This is a genomic window from Microbacterium sp. zg-B185, from assembly GCF_030246885.1.
Lineage (GTDB): Bacteria > Actinomycetota > Actinomycetes > Actinomycetales > Microbacteriaceae > Microbacterium.
Window position 1 is genome coordinate 3,547,095 of sequence record NZ_CP126739.1, and the last position, 21,890, is coordinate 3,568,984.

Annotated in this window: 24 protein-coding genes; 7 read left to right on the plus strand and 17 right to left on the minus strand. The window is 68.7% G+C overall.

Going from position 1 to position 21,890, the window contains the following annotated elements; translation table 11 throughout:
- Window positions 1–437: 437 nt before the first annotated feature.
- The 4 genes from rplI to rpsF form a co-directional block, all read right to left on the minus strand.
- Window positions 438–890: a 50S ribosomal protein L9 gene (gene rplI, locus QNO12_RS16865; protein WP_257500986.1), complete on the minus strand. Its 453-nt coding sequence runs from the start codon at window positions 888–890 to the stop codon at window positions 438–440.
- Between the two features lie 12 nt (window positions 891–902).
- Window positions 903–1,157 carry a 30S ribosomal protein S18 gene (rpsR, locus tag QNO12_RS16870; protein ID WP_257500985.1) on the minus strand — a complete coding sequence of 85 codons (255 nt, stop codon included), beginning with the start codon at window positions 1,155–1,157 and terminating at the stop codon, window positions 903–905.
- 143 nt (window positions 1,158–1,300) lie between these two features.
- Window positions 1,301–1,816: a single-stranded DNA-binding protein gene (locus QNO12_RS16875; RefSeq protein WP_257500984.1), complete on the minus strand. Its 516-nt coding sequence runs from the start codon at window positions 1,814–1,816 to the stop codon at window positions 1,301–1,303.
- Between the two features lie 5 nt (window positions 1,817–1,821).
- Window positions 1,822–2,205, minus strand: a complete 384-nt coding sequence (gene rpsF / locus QNO12_RS16880; protein WP_257500983.1) for a 30S ribosomal protein S6 — start codon at window positions 2,203–2,205, stop codon at window positions 1,822–1,824.
- Window positions 2,206–2,462: 257 nt separating this feature from the next.
- Between rpsF and QNO12_RS16885 the strand changes: the two genes are divergently transcribed.
- Window positions 2,463–3,677, plus strand: a complete 1,215-nt coding sequence (locus tag QNO12_RS16885) for a hypothetical protein (RefSeq protein ID WP_257500982.1) — start codon at window positions 2,463–2,465, stop codon at window positions 3,675–3,677.
- Between the two features lie 25 nt (window positions 3,678–3,702).
- Here the strand turns inward: QNO12_RS16885 and QNO12_RS16890 are convergent, their stop codons facing one another.
- The 3 genes from QNO12_RS16890 to QNO12_RS16900 all read right to left on the minus strand — a co-directional run bounded on the left by QNO12_RS16890 (window position 3,703) and on the right by QNO12_RS16900 (window position 7,533).
- Entirely contained in the window at window positions 3,703–4,332 is a 630-nt protein-coding gene (locus QNO12_RS16890) for a TMEM175 family protein (RefSeq protein WP_257500981.1), read from the minus strand.
- 113 nt (window positions 4,333–4,445) lie between these two features.
- The gene (locus QNO12_RS16895) at window positions 4,446–5,891 is read right to left on the minus strand and encodes a CCA tRNA nucleotidyltransferase (protein WP_257500980.1); all 1,446 of its coding nucleotides are present in this window, start codon (window positions 5,889–5,891) and stop codon (window positions 4,446–4,448) included.
- Window positions 5,892–6,006: 115 nt separating this feature from the next.
- Complete coding sequence (locus QNO12_RS16900) at window positions 6,007–7,533, minus strand: DUF7059 domain-containing protein (protein WP_257500979.1); 1,527 nt, start codon at window positions 7,531–7,533, stop codon at window positions 6,007–6,009.
- A gap of 141 nt (window positions 7,534–7,674) precedes the next feature.
- Here QNO12_RS16900 and QNO12_RS16905 point away from each other — a divergent pair, with 141 nt between their 5' ends.
- The 5 genes from QNO12_RS16905 (at window position 7,675) to QNO12_RS16925 (ending at window position 13,641) form a co-directional block, all read left to right on the plus strand.
- On the plus strand, window positions 7,675–9,864 hold the full coding sequence (locus QNO12_RS16905; protein WP_257500978.1) for a DUF6049 family protein: 2,190 nt from the start codon (window positions 7,675–7,677) through the stop codon (window positions 9,862–9,864).
- The gene (murJ, locus tag QNO12_RS16910; RefSeq protein WP_257500977.1) at window positions 9,861–11,456 is read left to right on the plus strand and encodes a murein biosynthesis integral membrane protein MurJ; all 1,596 of its coding nucleotides are present in this window, start codon (window positions 9,861–9,863) and stop codon (window positions 11,454–11,456) included. Before QNO12_RS16905 ends, murJ begins: the two co-directional genes overlap by 4 nt.
- Window positions 11,457–11,565: 109 nt before the next feature.
- Entirely contained in the window at window positions 11,566–12,585 is a 1,020-nt protein-coding gene (trxB, locus tag QNO12_RS16915) for a thioredoxin-disulfide reductase (protein ID WP_257500976.1), read from the plus strand.
- A gap of 77 nt (window positions 12,586–12,662) precedes the next feature.
- The gene (gene trxA / locus QNO12_RS16920; RefSeq protein ID WP_257500975.1) at window positions 12,663–12,986 is read left to right on the plus strand and encodes a thioredoxin; all 324 of its coding nucleotides are present in this window, start codon (window positions 12,663–12,665) and stop codon (window positions 12,984–12,986) included.
- A 235-nt stretch (window positions 12,987–13,221) separates the two neighbouring features.
- Window positions 13,222–13,641 carry a YciI family protein gene (locus QNO12_RS16925; RefSeq protein ID WP_257500974.1) on the plus strand — a complete coding sequence of 140 codons (420 nt, stop codon included), beginning with the start codon at window positions 13,222–13,224 and terminating at the stop codon, window positions 13,639–13,641.
- Between the two features lie 2 nt (window positions 13,642–13,643).
- On the opposite strand, the gene QNO12_RS16930 is transcribed toward QNO12_RS16925, so the two are convergent.
- The gene (locus tag QNO12_RS16930) at window positions 13,644–13,991 is read right to left on the minus strand and encodes a tryptophan synthase subunit alpha (protein ID WP_257500973.1); all 348 of its coding nucleotides are present in this window, start codon (window positions 13,989–13,991) and stop codon (window positions 13,644–13,646) included.
- A gap of 58 nt (window positions 13,992–14,049) precedes the next feature.
- On the opposite strand from QNO12_RS16930, the gene QNO12_RS16935 reads away from it, so the two are divergent.
- On the plus strand, window positions 14,050–15,321 hold the full coding sequence (locus QNO12_RS16935; protein WP_257500972.1) for an RNA polymerase sigma factor: 1,272 nt from the start codon (window positions 14,050–14,052) through the stop codon (window positions 15,319–15,321).
- On the opposite strand, the gene QNO12_RS16940 is transcribed toward QNO12_RS16935, so the two are convergent.
- From QNO12_RS16940 to rpmH, 9 genes are all read right to left on the minus strand, one after another.
- Window positions 15,306–16,271 (minus strand): ParB/RepB/Spo0J family partition protein, encoded by a 966-nt coding sequence (locus tag QNO12_RS16940; protein ID WP_257500971.1) that lies wholly within the window; start codon window positions 16,269–16,271, stop codon window positions 15,306–15,308. The genes QNO12_RS16935 and QNO12_RS16940 overlap by 16 nt on opposite strands.
- Window positions 16,271–17,239: a ParA family protein gene (locus tag QNO12_RS16945; protein ID WP_285178380.1), complete on the minus strand. Its 969-nt coding sequence runs from the start codon at window positions 17,237–17,239 to the stop codon at window positions 16,271–16,273. The genes QNO12_RS16940 and QNO12_RS16945 overlap by 1 nt, the downstream gene beginning before the upstream one ends.
- A gap of 610 nt (window positions 17,240–17,849) precedes the next feature.
- On the minus strand, window positions 17,850–18,134 hold the full coding sequence (locus QNO12_RS16950) for a GIY-YIG nuclease family protein (RefSeq protein ID WP_257500970.1): 285 nt from the start codon (window positions 18,132–18,134) through the stop codon (window positions 17,850–17,852).
- Window positions 18,135–18,499: 365 nt separating this feature from the next.
- Window positions 18,500–19,126, minus strand: a complete 627-nt coding sequence (rsmG, locus tag QNO12_RS16955; RefSeq protein WP_257500969.1) for a 16S rRNA (guanine(527)-N(7))-methyltransferase RsmG — start codon at window positions 19,124–19,126, stop codon at window positions 18,500–18,502.
- Window positions 19,127–19,145: 19 nt separating this feature from the next.
- The gene (locus tag QNO12_RS16960; RefSeq protein WP_257500968.1) at window positions 19,146–19,670 is read right to left on the minus strand and encodes a Jag family protein; all 525 of its coding nucleotides are present in this window, start codon (window positions 19,668–19,670) and stop codon (window positions 19,146–19,148) included.
- A gap of 38 nt (window positions 19,671–19,708) precedes the next feature.
- On the minus strand, window positions 19,709–20,818 hold the full coding sequence (yidC, locus tag QNO12_RS16965; protein ID WP_257500967.1) for a membrane protein insertase YidC: 1,110 nt from the start codon (window positions 20,816–20,818) through the stop codon (window positions 19,709–19,711).
- 3 nt (window positions 20,819–20,821) lie between these two features.
- Complete coding sequence (yidD, locus tag QNO12_RS16970) at window positions 20,822–21,184, minus strand: membrane protein insertion efficiency factor YidD (RefSeq protein ID WP_257500966.1); 363 nt, start codon at window positions 21,182–21,184, stop codon at window positions 20,822–20,824.
- Complete coding sequence (gene rnpA, locus QNO12_RS16975) at window positions 21,181–21,516, minus strand: ribonuclease P protein component (RefSeq protein WP_257500965.1); 336 nt, start codon at window positions 21,514–21,516, stop codon at window positions 21,181–21,183. The genes yidD and rnpA overlap by 4 nt, the downstream gene beginning before the upstream one ends.
- A 10-nt stretch (window positions 21,517–21,526) precedes the next feature.
- Window positions 21,527–21,664 carry a 50S ribosomal protein L34 gene (gene rpmH, locus QNO12_RS16980; protein WP_257500964.1) on the minus strand — a complete coding sequence of 46 codons (138 nt, stop codon included), beginning with the start codon at window positions 21,662–21,664 and terminating at the stop codon, window positions 21,527–21,529.
- Window positions 21,665–21,890 lie beyond the last annotated feature (226 nt).

Genomic DNA, 21,890 nt, shown 5'->3' on the forward strand with positions numbered 1-21,890 from the left:
AGTCTGTGGAGAGGTTGCGCGAAACGCCGCCCAGCCTGTGTACAACGCCTGTGGAGAACTTTCTCGTTCAGCCGATTCCGAGAATCTTTTACACCGCTGGCCAGGGCTTTTCTCCGAACACTGCTGTGGAAACAGATGTGCCTGAAGTACGAGTTGAAGGTTGAGATGTGCATGGGTGACCTGTGCACAATTCCGACGCCGTATGCACGAACCGGACTGTCTCCCCGGGTTACCGCACCGCCCGAGACGCAGTCGGGCGGGGCCTGGGCCGCGCCAGAGCCATCGGGGCAGCAAGCCTCGTCCCGCGGTTCCCGCGCGTGCGTGCGGTCGCGAAAAAGGCGGATGCCGCAGACCGAGCCCTCGCGAGAGGGAGTCTGCGGCATCCGCCGTCTTCGGATTGCGGGTCGGCCCTGAGGCCGGCTCGACCGCCGATGTGACTACTTGGCGGCGACCACCAGGAGGGTGATCACGGCGGTGAGGTCATCACGCAGGCGGATCGTCGCCTCGTGCTCGCCCACCGACTTGATCGGAGAGGTGATCTGGATCTTGCGCTTGTCCAGATCGCCCAGGCCCGAGGCCTTGACGGCATCCGCGACATCGCCGGTCTTGACCGAGCCGAACAGACGTCCTTCGGCACCGGCCTTCACGGCCAGCTTGACCTTGGTGGACTCGAGGGCGTCCTTGAGGGCCACGGCCTCTTCGTGGTCGTGGATCGCGCGGGATTCGCGGCCGGCCCGAATGGACGCGACCTGCTTCTCGCCACCGCGGGTCCAGGCCACGGCAAAGCCCTGGGGGATGAGGTAGTTGCGGGCGTACCCGTTCTTGACCTCGACGACGTCGCCGGCGCTACCGAGCCCGGTGACCTCGTTCGTGAGAATCAGCTTCGACATATCCGGGTTCCCCTACCTGCCGGCGCCGGCGTAAGGCAGGAGCGCCATTTCGCGCGCGTTCTTGATCGCACGGGCGATCAGACGCTGCTCCTGCACCGAGACACCGGTGATGCGACGGGCGCGGATTTTTCCACGCTCCGAGATGAACTTGCGAAGAGTGGCGACATCCTTGTAGTCGATGAGGCCAACGCGGGTCGGCTTCGCCGGGGCTGCGTTCTTCGCGCCCTTCCGCGGCTTGCGGCGGTCGCCGCTTGACTTTCCAGCCATGTTGTTTCCTTACTTGACAGAGATTCGGATGCCTCGTCAGAAGCTTCCGGGAAATGAAGGTCTCGATACGCCCGCTTCGCGGGCTACTGGACCTTGAGTCGCAGTCACATCAACGCCGCTTCGCGGCGTTGATCCGCCTCGACTCAAAACGGGGTGTCGTCGCCGTAGGCGCCAGGAGCGGCCCACGAGTCGCCGCCGCCCGCTGCGGCACCGGCGGCCGGAGCGGCCGGGGTGCCAGGGGTCGACCACGGCTCGTTGGAGACCTGGCCGCGGGACTGCTGTCCGCCGCCCGTGGAGGCTGCGCGCGTGACCTGCGCGGTCGCATAACGCAGCGAAGGACCGATCTCGTCGACCTCGAGCTCGATGGAAGTGCGCTTCTCGCCTTCCTTCGTCTCGTAGGAACGCTGCTTCAGGCGGCCGGTCGCGATGACACGGGAACCCTTCGTGAGCGATCCTGCGACGTGCTCGGCGAACTCGCGCCAGACCGACGCGCGGAGGAACAGCGCTTCGCCGTCCTTCCACTCGTTCGCCTGACGGTCGAAGTTGCGCGGCGTCGACGCGATCGTGAAGTTCGCGACGGGGAGTCCGCCCTGCGTGTAGCGCAGCTCGGGATCGGCCGTGAGGTTTCCCACGACGGTGATGATCGTCTCGCCGGCCATCGTCGCTACGCGTCCTGCTTGACGGGCTTCGCCGGGCGCGCCGCCTTGCGGGCCGCCTTCTCGTCGGCGCGCTGCTTCTCGGAGGCGATCATCGCGATCGCTTCCTCGGCGCGGAGGACCTTGGTGCGCATGATCTGCTCACTCAGGCCCAGCTGACGGTCGAGTTCCTGCGTGGCTGCGCTCGTCGCGGTGAAGCTGACGACGGCGTAGACGCCTTCGGTCTTCTTCTGGATCTCATACGCGAGACGACGGCGACCCCAAATGTCGACGTTGTCGATCGAGCCACCGTCTGCGGTGATGACCTTCAGGAACTTGTCGAGACTCGGAGCGACCATGCGCTCGTCGATCTCGGGCTGGAAGATGACCATGAGTTCGTACTGGTGCGTCACTGACCCACCTCCTTCGGACTAGAACGGCTGCCGGGCATTTCCCGACAGCAGGAGGGTGTGTGCACGTGTCACGGGCTTCCGCGCACTGGGGCGCCGCCGGACAACCTTCACAGTGTAGCGGATCGACGGACCGATCCTGAATCCGGACCCGCGGCGATGCGCGCGGACGCCGTGGTCGCGCCGCCTCGGCTGGCTGGCAGCAGCGCGCCCGGTAGCGTGAACGCCATGGACACGACGCCCTGCGCCGGATCGAACCGATGAGCACACCGCGGGCATCGCTGTCCTTCGACCCAGGCCCCCTGGTGGAGCCGGTCGACGGAAACGCCGTGCGCGAACACGCGCAGCGGCTGGCGCACAGCGGCAGCGGGAGCGGTTCCGGGGCGCTCATCCCGGTCGTGATCGGCGGCGCCTTCGTCTTGATCTTCGGCAGCGTCTTCCTGACGGTGATCGGAACCATCGTCGGCTCGCTCGGATCCACCGGCAGCGAGGCCCCGTTCCTGATCTCGGCTTTCGTCGGCGTGCTGCCGACCATCCTCGTGCTGGCCGCGGCGGCGGTCGTGATCGTCCTGCTCGTGCGCGGTGGTCGGCGACGGAAGGAGCGCCGGTACCGCCTGGACCGCTTCGCGACCGCGAACGGGATGAGCTACCTGCCGACGCTGGCCGCACCCGCCCTGCCGGGCATGATCTTCGGGGTCGGCAGAGCACGATCGGCCAGCGACCTGGTGCGCGGCGAGAGGCCGCGGTTCGTCGAGTTCGCGAACTACCAGTACACGACCGGGTCGGGCAAGAACCGCACCACCCACCGATGGGGATACGTCGCGATCAAGCTCGACGTGCCCCTGCCGCACATCGTGCTGGATGCCACGAGCAACAACGGGCTGTTCGGCTCCAACCTGCCGGCGACCTTCGACAAGGACCAGCGGCTGAGCCTGGAAGGCGACTTCGACCGGCACTTCTCGCTGTACTGCCCCGAGGGGTACGAACGCGACGCGCTGTACCTGTTCACGCCCGACATCATGGCGCGGTTCATCGACAACGCCGCCGCGCTGGACGTCGAGATCGTCGATGACTGGCTGTTCCTGTACGGCAAGCGCGAGTTCTCCGGTCTGGACCCGGCCACATGGGCATGGCTGTTCTCGGTGGTCGGGGCGCTGCTGGACAAATTCGCGCAGTGGGCGCGATGGCGCGACGAAAGGCTGCGAGCGGATGCCGCGGGCTCGGCGCCGGGCGCGTTCCCGCTCGCGGACGGTGGCTTCGCCGAATCGTCGAGTCCGACCGCGGCATCCGCCGGTCCTGGCGCGCTGCCGTTCGCCCCGCCTGGCGGGCTGCTGCGTCCGCCGCCGGGCGTCGCCGCCCCCGGCCGACGGCTGACCCGCGGCGTCTCCTGGGTCTCGATCGTCGCTGTCGGCGGTGTGGTGCTGTTCTGGTTGCTCAGCCAGTCCGGAGTGCTGAGACTCTTGTTCTTCCGCTGAGGTGTGAGACCACGATCGCAGCCGCTCAGCGGCGCGTGCCCGCCAGCCATGCGCTGACCGGGCTGGTCAGCAGCACCAGGAACAGCGACCAGTAGCCGATCGCCGGAACGGTGACCGCCAGCACGAGCGCCGCGGCGAACAGCGTCGACATCGTCACGGCCCCGATCATGCCGGCGCGCTGGTGGTCCTCCGCGATGGCGTGCAGTTCCGGCCGACGACGGATGTAGATCCGCGTGGCGAGCAGGACGAGGCTCGTCGCCAGCAGCGTGCCGATGTACAGCACCTTCTGAACCGGGTCGATCCCCAACTGGCCGACGACCGCCGTCGCCACCGGCAGCCAGACGATCGTGAGCATCCACGCCAGCGACAGCCACAGCAGCGGGACCGTGACGTGCTGAACCCGGTCGAACAGGCGGTGATGGATGATCCAGAAGATCGCGGTCAGCACGAAGCTGAGCACGAAACTGAACAGCTGCGGCCATTCGCCGACCAACCAGGTGCCGGCCGACATGCCGTCGTCGGACGCGTCGCCGATGCTCTCCATCAGCGGGAGGATCAGCAGGGTCATCGCGATCGCCACGACCGCGTCGGTGAAGCTCTTCAGCCGCTCGGCCGTCAACGGCTGACGCGGGGCATGACTGGTCTCGGCGCTCACTCGGCCATCCTGGCCGGAGGATGGCCGCTTCGCCAATCGCGCCGTTTCCCACACCGTGCGGGTGTGCCGCCGGCGGCGGACCGCGCCGACCCGACGGGACGTTCGCGAACCGATCAGTCCTGCTCGGCCCACCACGCGCGCAAGCGCTGTTCGGCTGCGCCCTCGTCCAGGACGCCTTCGTCCAGCCGTAGATCCAGCAGGTACCGGTACGCCATGCCCACCTGGGGTCCGGGACGGATCCCGAGCACCTCCTGGATGCGATTGCCGTCCAGCGCCGGGCGCATCGCGTTGAGCTCTTCCTGCTCGGCGAGCTCGGAGATGCGCCGCTCGATGTCGTCGTAGGCTCCTGCCAGCCGCCCGGCCTTGCGCTTGTTGCGCGTGGTCACGTCGGCGCGAGTCAGGATGTGCAGCCGTTCGAGTTCCGGCCCGGCATCGCGGACGTACCGCCGCACCGCGGAGTCGGTCCAGGCGCCTTCGGCGTATCCGAAGAAGCGCAGGTGCTGCTCGATCAGCTGGGTGACCGAGCCGATCGTGTCGGAGTCGAACCGCAGCGCCTGCAAGCGCTTGCGGGCCAGGCGCGCGCCCTTCAGATCGTGGTGGTGGAAGGTCACGCCACCCCCGGCCTCGAGGCGCCGGGTCGCGGGTTTGCCGATGTCGTGCAGCAGCGCCGCCAGCCGCAGCAGCACATCGGGATCGGCATCCGGAGTGCGCGCCCGCTCGAGGTCGATCGTCTGGCGCAGCACCGTCAGCGAGTGCTCGTAGACGTCCTTGTGGTGGTGGTGCTCGTCGATCTCCAGGCGAAGCGCGGGCACCTCGGGCAGGAACTGGTCCATCAGCCCGGTCTCGACCAGCAGGCGGATTCCGCGCACCGGGTCGTCGGTCTGCAGCAGCCGCACCAACTCGCCTTGGATGCGCTCCGGGCTGACGATGGACAGCGTCTCGCGCAGCTGCGCCATCGCCTCGACCGTGGCCGGGTCCACGTCGAATCCGAGTTGCGCGGAGAAGCGCGCGGCGCGGAGCATGCGCAGCGGATCGTCCCCGAAGCTGACCTGCGGGTCGGCGGGCGTGCGCAGGCGGCGGGCCAGGAGATCCTCGACACCGCCGGTCGGGTCGACGAGCGTGCGCCCGGGGATGCGCAATGCCATCGCGTTGACGGTGAAGTCGCGGCGGGCGAGGTCGCCCTCCAGCGTGTCGCCGAACTCGACGGTGGGCTTGCGGGTGACCCCGTCGTAGCTGTCCGCGCGGTAAGTGGTGACTTCCACCTGCTCGACGACGCCCCTGCTCGGGTCGCGGACGCGTGCACCGATGGTGCCGAACTCGCGGCCGACGTCCCACTGCGCGGTGCTGATCGGCTTGATGATCCGGAGGATCTCGTCGGCGCGCGCATCCGTGGTGAAGTCGAGGTCGTGCGTCCGGCGGCCCAGCAGGGCGTCCCGGACCGGCCCGCCCACGATGGAAAGCTCATGACCGGCGTCCGCGAACGCCGCTCCGAGCGCCGCGACGACCGGCGACTCGGCGAGCGCACCCAGGCGCGCCACACCATCGGCCATGTTGAGCATGTATCGAGCCTAGAGCCGAGGCGGATCAATGCGTGCCCCAGCACGCGTTGATGCGCCTCCGGCTCTGGATCGAGTCTCGATACGCTCGCGCTACTCGACGTGCGCGAGCGCGCCGCTAGTCACCGAAGCGCAGGAACCCCGTGAACAGCAGCTCGCGCACCGCGGGGAGCAGCTCGCTGCGCAGCTCGTCCGCGTCCACCTCGAGCAAGGATGCGATCGCGTCCACCAGCACGCCTACGGGCAGGTCGCCGTCGGAGGCGCCGACCAGGGCGGCCAGGCCGGGATCCACCGGCACGGTCCGCGCGAAACCGGCGCCCTGCCGCAGCTCCAGGACGCTCGGCGACTCGACGCCGGGAAGGTGATGGCGCGCTTCGGTGACATCCGAGGCGACGACCAGCACCGCTGCGGCGAGCCCGTCGTCGTCCAGGCGCACCAGCCGGTCATGGGCAGCCAGCGCGTCGGCGTAGTGCGAGCCGAGCGCCGTGCGCGGGTCGAGCGCCTGCGGGATCCGCTCGTACCGGGCCAGCGTCGGATCGCCCGCCACCGGACGCCGGAGCAGGACGTACCCGAAGCCGACCTCGGTCACCCCGCGTGCGGCGAAGTCGTCCAGCCAGGCGTCCACGAGCGCCGCGAACGCCGGCGTGCCCGGCACCGTGCCTCCGTCTCGGATCCACAGCTCCGCGTACGAGAGCGGGTCAAGCGCCTCGCGCTCCACGATCCAGGCATCCAGCGGCACAGCGGAAGCCTCCACCCAGGCTCGGACGCGATCCAGGCCGGTCGCGCCGTCCCGGCTCTCCCAATTGCCCAGCAGCTGAGCGACACCGCCCGGCTCCAGGTGCGCGCCCACGCCGCCGACGACTGCGGCCACCAGGTCATCGCCCTGCATTCCGCCGTCGCGGTACTCGTACGCCGGAACGCCGGCGACACGGGGGGTGATCACGAACGGCGGATTCGACACGATCCGGTCGAAGCGTTCCCCCGCAACCGGTTCGAAGAGGGAACCGCTGCGCGTCCGGATGCCGGAGACGTCGTTGAGCAGCGCGTTCAGGCGGGTGAACCGCAGGGCGGCCTCGGACACGTCGGTCGCGACGACCTCGGCCACGTCGCGACGGGCGCGCAGCGCCTGGATGCCGCATCCGGTGCCGACGTCCAGGCCGCGGGCGACCGGGGTGGGCAGCTGAAGGCCGGCCAGGGAGAGGGATGCCCCGCCGACGCCGAGCACGTGATCCTCCGGCAGCGGGCCGCCGAGCGCGGCCTCGTCCAAGTCGCTGGCGATCCACCATTGCCCCGATCCGCGATCGTCGGCGTAGGCCTGCGGTCGGATGATCGCGCGCGGCCGCACCACGTCGCCCTCCCGCCGGACCAGTCCGAGCCGGGCCAGCCCGTCCGGCCCGGTGCGCGGCAGCGCCAGGCGCACGGACGCGGCCGGCTGCGGCATCCCGAGCACGAGCAGTCGGCCCAGGACGGCGAGAGGATCGGCGCGCGCCCCGAGCTGCCGATCGGCCGGACCGCGCAGGCCGCGGGCGATCGCGGTGTCCGCCACCGCACCCCAGGCCGCGCGCAGGGCGTCGGAGGTGAATCCGGCATCATTCAGATCGGACGCCAGGGCGCGGCACAACAGCGGATCGGGTTCGGCAAGCACCGGTCCATTCAACCCCGTGCCGGCGGACCCGCCGGCCCCCGGCGCCCGGCCGCGCGGGCGCGGTACCGGGCCCTCGGCGGCTCGGACCGTAGAATCGCACCTGATCGTGCGGTCATGAATCGCACAGGAGACAAATCCCACATGACCGTCACCTCCCCGCCCTCGGGACTCAGCGTCTTGCGACGCGGGTTCCGCGCACGCCTCCGCGCCGCCATCGCCATCGCCGCGCTGTCCGCGATCGGTCTGCCGCTGGGCACCGCGGCGGCGGTCGCCGCCCCGCCGAGCCCGGTATCGACCTCGCCGTCGCCCTCACCGACCCCCCAGCCGCCCACCGGGGTGGTCGAGTTCACACTCTCGCCCGTCGCCAACGGCATCGTGCGGCCGGGCGAGGGACTCGCGGTGTCGGTCACGGTGCAGAACGGGACGGATGCCGCCACCGAAGCGGCCGCCGTCACGCTGTCGCTGGGCTCCACGCCGTTGCCGGATCGGGCGGCGCTGAGCACCTGGCTGAACGCCCGCACCACCGACGTGGAACTGATCCCCGTGGGCGCGACGACGCTGGAGGCCGTGCTCCCGGGTGCAGAGCTGATCAACGGCATCCTCATCGCGCCGGGCGATCCGGTGCTCACCGCCCGCGCGCCGGGGGTATACCCGCTGTCTGCGACGTACGAGACGCCCACCGGTCGCGTGCAATCCACGAGCGCCATGATCGTACCGGCGGAGAACCCGGCAGCCGTCGGCCTGGGCATCGTCGTGCCCATCACAGCCGGCGCCAGCGCCGAAGGCATCCTGACCGCGGAGGATCTGACCGCGCTGACCTCCGCCGCCGGTTCGCTGACCAGTCAGCTGGACGCCGTCGACGGCACCACCGCCATCCTCGCCGTCGACCCGGCGATTCCCGCCGCCATCCGCGTCCTCGGCGCTGCCGCGCCGACCAGCGCGCTCGCATGGCTGGCTCGGCTCGAAACGCTGCCGAACTCCCGCTTCGCACTGCAGTTCGGCGACGCCGACGTCGCCGCCCAGCTGCAGACCGGTCTCGCGCGACCGCTGCAACCCGCCTCGCTGCAGGCCTACATCGACCCCGCGAACTTCGTCCCGGTCGCCAACGCAACGCCCACCCCGACCCCGACCCCGACGCCGACACCGACACCGACCGGCGATCCGGATGCGCCGGCCTACCCGGACACCGCGGAGCTGCTGGGCATCGGCGGGGCACGACCCGGGGTCTACTGGCCGGCCACCGGCACCGCGACGCCTGAGGTCGTGGCGACTCTGGGGTCGCTCGTGGTCGATGACCGGGACGCCCTCACACTGGTGCCCTCCACCTCCACCCAGGCCGGCGCGACGGGAGCGACGGTGCCGGGTCGCGCCATCGCCGGCGACGCCGACCTGCTCGTCTACGACGCCGATGTGTCCCGGGCACTGCACGACGCGTCCGTGCTGGAAGAGACCGCGCTGCGGGGCGCGCCGCTGACCGCGGCGACGGCGTTCCTCTCCTTCGCGACCGCGGAGGCTGACGGGCAGCCGATCGTCGTGACCGTGGACCGCGACCTCGATCGCTCCCGCGTCGGCCTGCGCACCGCGATCACCTCCGCCACCCAGGCTCCCGGGGTGACCCCGATGACTCTCGGCGGCGTCGCCACGAGACTCCCCGCGGCGGTGGAGGTCGCGGCCGCGGCCGCTGATCAGGCGCGGGTGGACGCGGCATCCGCGCTGATCTCCGGCGAGAGTCAGCTGAACCGCTTCGCCACGATCCTCGAGGACCCGACGCAGATCACCGGACCCGAGCGGGCCGAGATCCTGCAGCTTCTCGGCCTGGCGTGGCTGCCCGAGACCGCGCTGTGGCAGGAGGCCGTCGCGGCGCAGTACACGGCGACGGCGACCACCCTGGACAGCGTCGGCATCCTCCCGCCGAGTCCGATCAACCTCTTCAGTGCGGGGGCGCCGATCCCGATCTGGGTCCGCAACGACCTGCCGTACCCGGTCGAGGTGGTGCTCTACGCGACCCCGGATGATCTTCGCCTCGAAGTCGCCACGGCCACAGAGGCGACGGCGGGAGCGCAGAGCAACACGCGCGTGCAGGTGCCCGTACAGGCTCGCGTCGGCAACGGCGACGTCACGGTCCAACTGCAGCTGCGCAGCCGCACCCTGGAGCCCATCGGCGCTCCACAGGCGGTGGACGTGAACGTCCGAGCCGACTGGGAGGGCGTGGGCATCGTCATCCTGTCGGTGCTCGTCGGCGGGTTCATCCTGCTCGGCATCGTGCGCACCGTGCTGCGGCTGCGTTCGCGTCGCACGCGACGTGCGCAGGCGCACGAGGAGACCTCATGAGCGGCATCGGCCGGGCCAGCCTGCTCATCGGAGCCGGCACCATCGTGTCCCGGCTGACCGGGTTCCTGCGGGCGGTCGTGCTCGTCTCCGCGGTCGGTGCCACCACCGGCGCCGGAAACGCCTTCGCGATCGCGAACCAGTTGCCGAACAACATCTACGCGGTCATCTCGACCGGGTTGCTCACCGCCGTGATCGTGCCGCAGATCGTCAAGGCCGCAAGCCACGAGGACGGCGGACGTGCCTTCGTCTCCAAGCTGTTCACGCTGGGCACGGTGGTGCTGCTGGTGGTCACGGCGCTGGCCACGCTCTGCGCGCCCTGGCTCGTCCAGCTGTATGCGCCCGGGTTCCCGCCCGCCCAGCAGGCGCTGGCCACCGCGTTCGCCTACTGGTGCCTGCCGCAGATCCTGTTCTACGGTCTCTACGCGCTCGTCGGCGAGGCCCTGAACGCGCGCCGCGTCTACGGTCCGTTCACCTGGGCGCCGATCGTCAACAACATCGTCTCGATCGCCGGGTTCCTGCTGTTCATCCTGCTGTTCGGCTCCGATGTCGCCGTGGCGGTATGGACCCCTGCGATGATCGCCCTGCTGGCCGGCACCGCGACGCTCGCCATCGTGGTGCAGGCCGTCATCCTGCTCATGTTCTGGCGCCGCACCGGTCTGCACGTGCGTCCCGACTTCCGCTGGCGGGGCGTCGGCCTGAACCAGCTGGGCAGGCTCGCCGGCTGGACCTTCCTGATGGTCGTCGCCGGCCAGCTGGCCGGCCTGGTGCAGTCCCGGGTGCTGTCGGAGGCCGCGCAGGACTACCCGGGTGTGCTGGTCTCCCAGAACGCGTGGCTGCTGTTCATGCTCCCCTACTCGATCATCGTGCTCTCGATCGGGACCCCGTACTTCACCCAGCTCAGCGAGCACGCCGCCGCGGGTCGCGACGATGACGTCCGCGGCGACGTGGGCCGCAGCATCCGCACCCTCGGGGTGTTCATCGTGATCGCCACGGCCGCGCTGGCGGCCGCGGCCGTGCCGGCATCGCGCATCTTCACCGACAGTCGCGACGAAGCCGCCGCGGCGGCTGGGGTGCTGCTGTGCTTCCTGGTCAGCCTGATCCCGCTGGCCGTGCTGTTCGTCATACAGCGGACCTTCTACGCCTACAACGACACCCGGACCCCGTTCTTCTTCACGCTCCTGCAGTGCGCGCTGGTGGTGGTCACGGCCCTGGTCGCCTCGACCCTGCCGGTCGAGTTCATCGCCGCCGGCATCGCCCTGGGCCAGTCCTTCGCGAGCATCGTGCAGGTCATCCTGGCGACCTGGCTGCTGCAGCGGCGCCTGGGCGGACTGCGGGTCGGGTCCTGGATGCTGGCGCTGGGCAGGTTCGCGCTCGCGGCCGTCCCCGCCGCCGCCGCCGGGTGGCTCACGTTCCTCCTCCTGGGGGGCACCGGTGGCTGGACGGTCTCCGACAAGCTGCTCGGTGCACTCGGCGCCGCCGTGATCGGCATCGTGTCGCTGGTGGTCTACGTCGGCTTCCTCGCACTGCTGCGGGCACCGGAATTAGGGCCCGCGATGCGGCTGGCTCGCCGAGTGCTGCCCGGCGGCCGGTGAGCCTCGACCGCAACGCAGTCCTCCACTGCGCGGAAACCCGCCCCAGGCGTGGAATGCGCCGCGGTTACCATGTGTTGAAGCATCCGGAGCTACGAAAGAGGGGGCGCACGTGCGTCAGGTAATCATCATCGGGTCAGGCCCGGCGGGCTTCACGGCTGCGATCTATGCGGCGCGTGCGAACCTGGAGCCGCTCGTCGTGGCCAGCTCGGTCGAGGTCGGCGGCGAACTCATGAACACCACGGACGTGGAGAACTTCCCCGGCTTCCCCGATGGCATTCAGGGTCCGGAGCTTATGACCAAGATGCAGGCCCAGGCCGAGCGCTTCGGCGCGGAGATCCTGTACGACGATGTCATCGAGCTGGATCTGGCCGGTCCCGTCAAGACCGTCAAGCTGGGCAGCGGTGCCGTCCACCAGGCGTCCTCGGTGATCTTCGCGACCGGCTCGGCGTACCGCAAGCTCGGCCTGCCGGGTGAGGAGCGTCTGTCCGGACGCGGAGTGTCGTGGTGCGCGACCTGCGACGGTTTCTTCTTCCGCGACCGCACCATCGCCGTGGTCGGCGGCGGTGACTCCGCGATGGAGGAGGCCACGTTCCTGACGCGCTTTGCGAGCAAGGTGTATGTGATTCACCGCAAGGACTCGCTCCGGGCCTCGAAGATCATGCAGGAGCGCGCCTTCGCGAACGACAAGATCGAGTTCGTGTGGAACACCGAGGTGGCCGACATCCTGGGTGAGGACGCCGTCAACGGTGTCCTGCTGCGCTCGACGGTGGACGGCTCGACGCGGGAGCTGCCGCTGGACGGACTCTTCGTGGCCATCGGCAACGACCCGCGCACGCACCTCGTGCACGGCAAGCTGGAGCTCACGCCCGAGGGCACGATCTGGGTGCACGGCCGCTCGTCCCGCACGTCGGAGCCCGGCGTGTTCGCGGCCGGCGACGTGATCGACCCCACGTATCGTCAGGCCGTCACCGCCGCATCCAGCGGCACCGTCGCGGCGCTGGATGCCGAGCACTTCCTGGCGGCCCTCGAACAGACCGGCGACCCGCAGATCGCAGAGGACGTGGAAGTCGCCACCGAGACGCCCGACCCCGCGACCGACGAAGCCGAGACCGGCGTCCCCGCAGCCTGACGGCCGGCCCCTCCGGAACAATCCGGGACCCGGCGACGTTTGCACTAGCAGTGACTTTCCACAAAGGAGAAATGAATATGACCGCCAAGGCGACGACATCCGCGACCTTCGAGCAGGATGTCCTGCAGGCCGAAGGTCCCGTGCTCGTGGACTTCTGGGCAGAGTGGTGCGGGCCGTGTCGCATGGTCGCGCCCGTGCTCGACGAGATCCAGGCAGCCAACCCTGACAAGATCACGGTGCTGAAGCTGAACGTCGACGAGAACCCCGACCTCGCCCTGAAGTACCAGATCACCTCCATCCCGGCGATGAAGCTCTTCAAGAACGGTCAGGTCGAGACCACCATCATCGGTGCCAAGCCGAAGTACGCGATCGAGCAGGACCTCGCGGCGTACCTCGCCTGATCACTGAATCCTCGAAGAAAGCCCCGGTAGGCGGGGGGTTCGGGGCATCCACTCGGATGCGTCGATCCCTCGATCCCCGGGGCTTTCTCGATGTACGCTCCGATCGGCATCCATCGGGTGCACGGTGGGTTTTCCTCGATCTGTCGATCTGGGCGGGAATCGTTCGACGCACAGGATGAGGTCGGCGAACCCGCCGTCCCGAGCTCCGGCTCGCACATCCCGAAGGAGAACGACGATGCGATACATGATGATCATGCAGGTCCAGCCCGACGCCGCCGCCCGCGCCGCCCAGGACCTGGACATGGAGCAGGTGGTCGCCGTCATGGGCGCCTACAACGAAGAGCTCCAGAGGGCCGGGGTGTTCCTGACCGCCGAAGGACTCAGCGACGCCGCGGATGGGTTCCGCGTCGACTTCTCAACGACCCCGCCGGTCGTCACCGACGGCCCCTACGCCGAGGCGCGGGAGGTCTTCACCGGATTCTGGATCCTCGAGGTCGCCAGCCGGGAGGAGGCCGAGCACTGGGCCAAGAAGTGCCCGCTCGGACCGGGTGTCAGCCTTGAGGTGCGCCGGGTGAACGAGTTCGCCGACGTCGATCTGCCCGAAGACAACGAGTGGCTGCAGAAGGCGCAGGAGTGGCGCGCGGCCCAGCCGTGAACTCAGGACGCGTCGGCTCGCACTGCGGCATCCCACACGCGATGCGAGCCGCCGTCGCCGATCAGCCGCCACACCGCCGTGGTCAGTGGCGGATAATCCAACGCGATCTGCCGCAGGACACGGTAGTGACGTGCGGCGTTGGGGCGGGCACCCCCGTTCGCGGCGATGTTCTCGGCGCGCAGGATGAGCACGACCAGCTCGTCGACGGTCGGCAGATCCTCCATGAACTCCCACGGATCCTCGCCGGCGCGCAGGCGCTCGTGCACCAGGACGGAGAGTTCGTCGGATGCCTCGGCCCGGAGAAGCTCGAGACTTGCCCGCCGACGCGGGCCCTCATCGTGCGTCGCCATCCATCCAGCCTACGATGCGAATCCCCCGAACCGGCGCTCGCACGCCTACGCTGACGGGATGAGCGAGGGCGGAGCGCGCCGGGCGGCGGAGGCCGTGTGGCGCAGCGAATCCGCCCGGATCGTCGGGGCGCTGACGCGTCACACCGGCGATTTCGAATGGGCGGAGGATCTGGCCCAGGACTCTCTGCTGGAGGCCCTCGCCAAGTGGCCGGTGACCGGCATCCCCGACAATCCGGGTGCGTGGCTGCTGGCCGTCGCCAAGCTCCGCGCGATCGACGGTTGGCGCCGCCGGGAGCGGTTGTCCGAGCGGGAGAAGCTGATGGCCGGCGAACTGCGCGCGCTCGAGGCATGGGATGGAGTACCCGAGCTCGGCGATCCGGACCGGATCGACGACGACGTACTGCGCCTGATCTTCATCTCCTGCCACCCCGTGCTGCCGGCCCAAGCGCGCCTGGCACTCACGCTGCGCACCGTGGCCGGACTGACCACCGAACAGATCGCCCGGATGCTGCTGATGACCGTCCCGGCGGTGCAGCAGCGGATCGTGCGCGCCAAGCGCACCCTCGGGGAGGCCGAGATCCCGTTCGAGGTGCCGGATCGAGCCGAGCGCCCGGCACGGCTGGCCAGCGTGCTGCAGGTGATCTATCTGCTGTTCACCGAGGGGTATTCCGCGGGCGCCGGCGCGCACCCGATCCGCCCGGACGTCGCGCGGGAAGCGGTCCGTCTCGCCCGTCAGCTGGCCGCTCTCGTGCCGACCGAACCTGAGGTCTTCGCGCTGATCGCCCTCATGGAGTTCCAATCCTCCCGTTTCGCGGCGCGCGTGGACGGCGCGGGGCTCCCGGTCACCCTGGCCGACCAGGACAGACGGCGCTGGGATCGCTCCGCCATCGCACGCGGCCGCGCCGCGCTGGCCATTGCCCAGGCGAACGCTCGAGGTCTCGGATACTATGGCCTGCAGGCATCCGTCGCGGAGTGCTATGCCATCGCCCCCACGTCCGCCGACACCGACTGGCCGCGCATCGTGGCGCTGTACGACGCCCTTGCCTCGCTGACCGCCTCGCCGGTCGTGCAATTGAACCGGGCGGTCGCGGTTTCGATGGTCAATGGGCCCGAGGCAGCGCTGGCCGAGGTCGCCGAGGTCGCCGAGGAGCTGAGCGAGTTCCGGCCCCTGCATGCGGTGCGCGCCGAGCTGCTCGAGCAGCTGGGCCGACCGGAGGCCGCGGCCGCGGCCTTCTCGGTGGCTGCCGCGCTCCCCGGAAACGAGGCCGAAGCGACCGTGCTACGGCGCCGAGCGCGGGACCTGCTACACGATGCTCAGCGCGAGCTGTAGCCGGTCTCGCCGAGCTCTTCGAGGATCCGGTTCAGGTCCTGAATGCTAGCGAAATCGATGCTGATCTGGCCTTTTCGTGCGCCGAGATTGATCTTGACACGTGTGTTCAGTCGGTCGCCGAGGCGCTCGGCGAGCTCGTCGAGATGCGCGCGACGCGCACCCGGCTGAGGTTTCGAGGGGCGCTGGCGGGCAGCATCCGGTGCCTTCGAGGCGGCCTCGGCGGCCCGCACCGAGAGGTCCTCGTTCACGATCTTGTCGGCCAGCCACTGCATCGTGTCGGCATCCTCGAGCGAAAGGATCGCCCGGGCGTGCCCGGCCGTGAGCACGCCGGCCGCGACACGCTGCTGGACGGGCACGGGCAGCTTCAGCAGCCGGATGGTGTTGCTGATCTGCGGGCGCGACCGGCCGATGCGGCTTGCCAGCTCTTCCTGCGTGATACCGAAATCCGCCAGCAGCTGCTGGTATGCAGATGCCTCCTCGAGCGGGTTCAGCTCGGAGCGGTGGAGGTTCTCCAGCAGCGCGTCACGGAGCAGGTGCTCGTCGGCGGTGTCGCGGATGACCGCGGGGATCGAGGTGAGCCCGGCCTCGCGCGCAGCACGGGTGCGCCGTTCCCCCATGATGAGCTCGTACGTGCCGTCGCCGACGTCGCGGACCACGACCGGCTGCAGGACACCGAACTCGCGGACGCTGTGCACGAGTTCCGCCAGATCGTCCGCGTCGAAGTGGATCCGGGGCTGACGCGGGTTCGGGACGATCGCGTGCGGGTCGATCTCGGCGAGCCGGGCGCCCGGGACCTCCAGGAGCTCCTCGTCGGCAGAGGCTTCGGGCGCCTCGGCGGTCGCGACCGGAGCGCCGGGGAAGAACACGTCGACGGGACGCGCCTCCGACGAGGCCTCACTGGTGGGGATCAGCGCGCCGATCCCCCTGCCCAAGCCGGTTCTCTTCGCCATCAGGAGTCCCCTTCATTTCCGGGCGCGCTGGCGTTCCCGGGGTCTTTCGCGGTGGCATCCGGACCGTCGCGGCGGATGATCTCGACGGCAGCCTCGCGGTACGCGACGGCGCCGGCAGAATGCCCATCGTAGGCGATGACCGTCTGCCCGAAACTGGGCGCTTCGGACACGCGCACCGACCGCGGGATCACGGTTGCCAGCACCTCATCGGGAAAGTGCTGACGGACCTCCTCGGCGACCTGCTGCGCGAGCCGCGTTCGCCCGTCGTACATCGTGAGCAGGATCGTGGAGAGGCGCAGTCCGGGGTTCAAGTGCTTCTGGATCATCCTCACCGTCCCCAGAAGCTGACTGAGGCCCTCGAGCGCGTAATACTCGCACTGAATCGGGATCAGCAGTTCGTGAGCGGCGGCGAATGCGTTGATCGTGAGCAGACCCAATGACGGGGGGCAGTCGATCAGCACGAAGTCGAGCCGGTCAGTCGTGTGCGCCAGATATTCGTCGAGCGCGGTGCGCAGTCGGTGCTCGCGGGCGACCTGCGAGACCAGCTCGATCTCAGCGCCGGCCAGGTGGATCGTGCTCGGAGCGCACAGCAGATTCGGCGACTCAGGGCTGGTCTGGATGATGTCGGCGAGCGGAAAGTCATCGATCAGCACGTCGTAGATGCTCGGGATCTCCGCGGTGTGCGGAACTCCCAGGGCTGTGGAGGCGTTCCCCTGCGGGTCCAGGTCGATCACGAGCACTCTGGCACCCACCGAGGCCAGGGATGCCGCGATATTGACGGTCGTCGTCGTCTTGCCGACGCCGCCCTTCTGGTTCGAGACGGTGATCACACGGGTGTGACCACTCAGCTTCACGTCGACGGCTTCGAGTGAGCGGCGTCGGGCGGTCAGGTCGGCCAGTTCACGGGCGATGGGACTGTCGTCGAGCGAGAAAGACGCCGCAGATTCGGCGTTCTCGGGTTGTTTCACGTGAAACACCCTCCCTTTGGCGCGCCGACGGACATCGATCTCTACTCTAGTCGCGGCCTGGCTCCCCACTCGCCGCCGCGCCCGTCCGAGCGCTCCTTGACCCTCCTCGACGTCGTGTATGCGGCGGAGGGCACCGTATTGAGACCAGCCGCCAGCCCCCGGTGGCCGTTTCACGTGAAACATCCCACTCCCGGTGGTCGAGTAGGCGGCGCAGCCGCCGTGTCGAGACCAGCCACCCCGGTGGCCGTTTCACGTCAAACATCCGGACTTCGGTCGTCGAGTAGGCGGCGCACCCGCCGGATCGAGACCACGCGCGTTGTACGCTCCGCAGGATCTCGATACGCCCGCTTCGCGGGCTACTCGATCGCCGGTTCCCCGGTGGAATACACGGCACACGTGTTTCACGTGAAACACGCGGACTTCGGTGGTCGAGTAGGCGGCGGAAGCCGCCGTACCGAGACCCCACGCAATGCACGGCCCCGTGAGATCGTGATGCAGCGGATTCGCGCGCTACTCGATCACCGGTCCCCGACGGCCGAGTAGGCAGCTATGCCCCTCTTAAGGTCCAAGCCCCAACGGATCCGTTTCACGTGAAACATCCGACCGCCAGCTACACGCCGCGCTCACGCGGCGGCTTTCGACTCAGCCGGTTCAGCTTCTCGACCTCGCCTTTCACGAGAGCCAGTCGTTTCGCCCTACCCCACCCTTGTACCTGCTTTTCGCGGTGGAATGCATCCGCTATGCGGTCGAAGTGTTCGTAGTAGAGCAGACGTACCGGTCGGCGTGTTCGGGTGTACTCGGCTCCCTCTCCTCCCTGGTGCTGAGCCAGACGACGATCAAGATCCCATGTGCTGCCGACGTAGAGAGCACGGTCTCGGCACTCGAGGATGTACATGAAGGGCATGATCGATGATGCCCTGGCCGTGTGCGAGGAATGGAACACGGTGCAGGTACGACGCCAACATCGCGCAGCGTGACGCATGTGGAGGAGGGGGGATCTCGATATGCCCGCTCCGCGGGCTACCCGATCACCGGAAACGCGGCCCCGCGCACCGAATACCGCCCCTTTGAGGGCTACGGATCACCGCAGAGTGGCACCCGGCGGTCGAGTAGGCGGCAACGCCGCCGTATCGAGACCACAGCACCGCCGAAAGCAGGGGGATCTCGATACGCCCGCTGCGCCGGTTACTCGATCACCGCGAACGCAAGTCCCGCCGGCTGCCCGACAACTCCGAGCCTATGTTTCACGTGAAACGTGGGTCAGCCGCGAACGGTGGCGCGAACGACTCGGGTCGGCTCGTCGAGCAGACCCTGGCCGAGGACCTCGAGCCGGACATCGTTCACACGATACTTCCGCAGCTGCTTGTCCGCGGTCTCGATCTCGGTCGACGCGTTGGCGCCTTTCAGCAGGATCAACTCGCCGCCGTCTCGGACGAGCGGCGCGGTCAGCGGCACCAGAGTGCGCAGTGCACTCACGGCGCGTGCCGTCGCGGCATCCAGAACCGGCCCCCGGCTCCAGTCCTCGGCGCGTGCGCGCAGGACCTCGACGTTGTCCAGCCGCAGGGCTGCGACCTGCTCATTCAGCCAGGTGACGCGGCGCTCCATCGGTTCGATGAGGATCCACTCCACGTCCGGTCGCGCGATGGCCAGCACCAGTCCCGGCAGTCCCGCGCCCGAGCCGACGTCGCCTACGCGCCCGGAGAAGAGAGGTGCTGCCACTGCGCTGTTCAGGATGTGCCTGCTCCACAGCCGGGGTGGCTCCAGCGGGCCGATCAGCCCGCGCTCCTCGCCGTGCTCGGCCAGAGCCCGGGTGAATTCCCGGGCCAGATCGATTCGGTTGCCGAAGATCTCGGCCGCGACCGGTGGTTCCGCCTCGACGTCGCTCATCAGTGTTTCACGTGGAACATCAGCCGCGGCTGATCACCGTGTGGCGGTCGGCGCCCTCACCGTACGACTCCGAGACCAGTCCGCGGTCGGACACGATGTCGTGCACGAGCTTGCGCTCGTAACTGGACATCGGGGGGAGGGAGGCCTGGGTCGCGCCTTCGTCCAGACGGGCGATCGCCAGGTCGACCAGCGTCTCCAGCTCACGCTGGCGCGTGTCCCGAGACCCGCCGATGTCGAGGATGAGCCGCGAGAACCGGCCGGTACGGTTCTGCACCGCGATGCGTGTGATCTCCTGCAGAGCCTGAACCGTGTCCGGCGCGGCCAGGAGCGACAGTGAACCGGGCTCGTCCGACTCGAGCGAGACATATGCGCGCCCCGAGCGGACATCCAGCGCGAGGTCTCCGTCGATGTCGGCGATGTCCATCAGCTCTTCAAGGAAGTCCGCTGCGACATCGCCCTCCTGCTCAAGCTGCTCGACGGTGGCCGCGGTGCGCTCGACGGGCGGCGCATCCTCGGTGGGGGAGGTTTCGGGGTTGCTGGTCATCGGGTCCTCGCGCTATTAGAAGGGGAAGAGCAGGAAAATCAGGATGCCGCGCCGGTCGTGCCCGCTGCGGGGTCGGCCTTGCCGCCGCGTGGCGATTCTCCCGGCTTCGTGCCCGCATCGCCAGGCTGCTTCTGGGCCTGCTTCTTGGCCCGTTGCTTGCCGACCGGCTGCTGGCGCTTCGGGGCTGCGGCCTTGGCGCGCTCCGCCTCTTCATACAGACGCTGCTGCTCGGCCTGGTACCGCTCGAGCGGGATGATCTTGCCCTGCGCATCGAGCGCCTTGCCCTTGCGGGCCAGCCTCTCTTCACGCAGCTTGGCGGCCTCGGAACCCGGTGTGGGCATGTTGCGGATGACGACGAACTGCTGGACCATCGTCCACACGTTGCTCGTGAACCAGTAGATGACGACACCGAGCGGGAAGAACACACCCGAGAACACGAAGGCGAACGGCAGGACCCAGAGCATGATCTTCTGCATCTGGTACGCCTGGCCGGTCTTGGCCTCGGGCGAGAGGTTCTTGGAGATGATCTGCAGCTGGGTGAAGAACTGCGAGACGATCATCAGCACGACCAGCACCAGCAGGATGCCGACGGTGACCTGCCAGCCGGTCTCCTGCGCTTCCCACGCGCCCACGAGGGTGTCGTGCAGGGACGCGACGTTGAACAGCTTGGCGTTGTAGAACTCGGTCATGAGCTCGTTGTTCAGCAAGCCCACGCCGGCGTGGTTCTCGTCGGTGCGGATGGTCTGCACACCATTGAGCACGCTGAACAGCGCGAAGAACACGGGCATCTGCACGAGCAGCGGGAGGCAGCCCGAGACGGGGCTGGTGCCGTGCTTCTTGTACAGGCCCATGGTCTCGCGGCTCATCGCCTCACGGGAGAGCTGATCCTTCTTGCCCTTGTACTTTTCCTGAACTTTCCGCAGTTCAGGGGCAATTTCCATCATCTTCCGCTGGCTCTTGATCTGCTTGACGAAGAGCGGGATCAGCGCCGAGCGGACAACCAGGACGAGACCCACGATGGCGAGCACCCACGTGACGCCGGACGCAGCCGGAAGTCCCATCAGCGTGAACAGGTAATGCCACGCGACAAGCACGAGCTCCACCAGCCACTTGAGCGGCCAGAGGATGATTCCGATCAGATCCGGCACGGATCAGTCCTTTCTCAGGGGGACCGGCACGACGAACCCACGCGGGGTCAGTTCGTACCGAAAGTTCTTGTGCAGAGGAACGTCATCGACGCCCCCCTTGGCCCACGGATGGCAGCGTGCGATCCGAGCCGCCGCCATCACGGACCCTTTCAGAGCACCGTGCTGCTGAACCGCGCCGACCGCGTAGGCCGAGCACGAGGGGTAGTACTTGCAGACGTCGCCGTAGGCATGGGAGATCGTGGCACGGTAACCATGGAGCAAGCTCAACACGGTGTTCCGGGGGAGCAGCGGCAGCGCGTGCAACGCGGTCCCGGCTTCGAAGTGACCGTGACCGGTCGATGCGGCCGGCAGCGTCGTCGCACTCATGCGGCCCTCCGCGCGATGCACCGGGAGACCTCGGCGCGAAGCGCGGCGAAGTCCGCGGTCGCCGCCGAGGGCAGTGCCCGGATCACGATGTCTGCCCCGGGCCGGACGCGCTGCAGCTCGTCGCGGCACACCGCCTTCAACCGCCGGCGAACGGTGTTGCGGACAACGGCGGAGCCGACCTGTTTGCTGACGATGAAACCGAACCGCGCTGCGCGATCCTCGCCGGACGCATTCACATACGTCACCGTGTGCGTGCTCGCACAGCGAGCCCCCCGACGGACGACGGCCTTGTAATCCGCTCCGCGGGTGAGTCGGTTCGGCCTTGCAAGCACCTCTAAAGGGTCAAGCAGACAGCTCGGTGCGCCCCTTGGCGCGGCGAGCGGAGAGAATGCCGCGGCCGGCGCGGGTGCGCATGCGAGCACGGAAGCCGTGCTTCTTGGCGCGGCGGCGGGTGTTGGGCTGGTACGTGCGCTTGGTCATGGGAGGTCACTTCCGGATCAGGGTGTCCCGGCATTTCTACAACGACTGACGCTCAGACCGGGGACGTGGCTTACGGGACTGCCATCTAGGCAGAAGTCAACCGATTCAGGTTACGTTCCCCGGACCCAGAACTCAAACTGAGCCGGATCGCGGGGCATTATCCCCACCAGATTCCCATACTCCTGGAAATGACACGCCGCGCGGACCTACAGTGGAGTTTGCTCCC

Excerpts from the sequence above, each read along its gene's own strand:
- rplI (WP_257500986.1), bottom strand. The coding sequence starts at position 890 with ATGTCGAAGCTGATTCTCACGAACGAGGTCACCGGGCTCGGTAGCGCC.
- QNO12_RS16895 (WP_257500980.1), bottom strand. The coding sequence starts at position 5,891 with ATGCTCAACATGGCCGATGGTGTGGCGCGCCTGGGTGCGCTCGCCGAG.
- QNO12_RS16875 (WP_257500984.1), bottom strand. The coding sequence starts at position 1,816 with ATGGCCGGCGAGACGATCATCACCGTCGTGGGAAACCTCACGGCCGAT.
- murJ (WP_257500977.1), top strand. The coding sequence starts at position 9,861 with ATGAGCGGCATCGGCCGGGCCAGCCTGCTCATCGGAGCCGGCACCATC.
- QNO12_RS16935 (WP_257500972.1), top strand. The coding sequence starts at position 14,050 with ATGAGCGAGGGCGGAGCGCGCCGGGCGGCGGAGGCCGTGTGGCGCAGC.
- QNO12_RS16925 (WP_257500974.1), top strand. The coding sequence starts at position 13,222 with ATGCGATACATGATGATCATGCAGGTCCAGCCCGACGCCGCCGCCCGC.
- QNO12_RS16940 (WP_257500971.1), bottom strand. The coding sequence starts at position 16,271 with ATGGCGAAGAGAACCGGCTTGGGCAGGGGGATCGGCGCGCTGATCCCC.
- rpmH (WP_257500964.1), bottom strand. The coding sequence starts at position 21,664 with ATGACCAAGCGCACGTACCAGCCCAACACCCGCCGCCGCGCCAAGAAG.
- rsmG (WP_257500969.1), bottom strand. The coding sequence starts at position 19,126 with ATGAGCGACGTCGAGGCGGAACCACCGGTCGCGGCCGAGATCTTCGGC.
- rpsR (WP_257500985.1), bottom strand. The coding sequence starts at position 1,157 with ATGGCTGGAAAGTCAAGCGGCGACCGCCGCAAGCCGCGGAAGGGCGCG.
- QNO12_RS16905 (WP_257500978.1), top strand. The coding sequence starts at position 7,675 with ATGACCGTCACCTCCCCGCCCTCGGGACTCAGCGTCTTGCGACGCGGG.
- QNO12_RS16950 (WP_257500970.1), bottom strand. The coding sequence starts at position 18,134 with ATGTACATCCTCGAGTGCCGAGACCGTGCTCTCTACGTCGGCAGCACA.
- trxA (WP_257500975.1), top strand. The coding sequence starts at position 12,663 with ATGACCGCCAAGGCGACGACATCCGCGACCTTCGAGCAGGATGTCCTG.
- QNO12_RS16885 (WP_257500982.1), top strand. The coding sequence starts at position 2,463 with ATGAGCACACCGCGGGCATCGCTGTCCTTCGACCCAGGCCCCCTGGTG.
- yidD (WP_257500966.1), bottom strand. The coding sequence starts at position 21,184 with ATGAGTGCGACGACGCTGCCGGCCGCATCGACCGGTCACGGTCACTTC.
- QNO12_RS16930 (WP_257500973.1), bottom strand. The coding sequence starts at position 13,991 with ATGGCGACGCACGATGAGGGCCCGCGTCGGCGGGCAAGTCTCGAGCTT.
- QNO12_RS16960 (WP_257500968.1), bottom strand. The coding sequence starts at position 19,670 with ATGACCAGCAACCCCGAAACCTCCCCCACCGAGGATGCGCCGCCCGTC.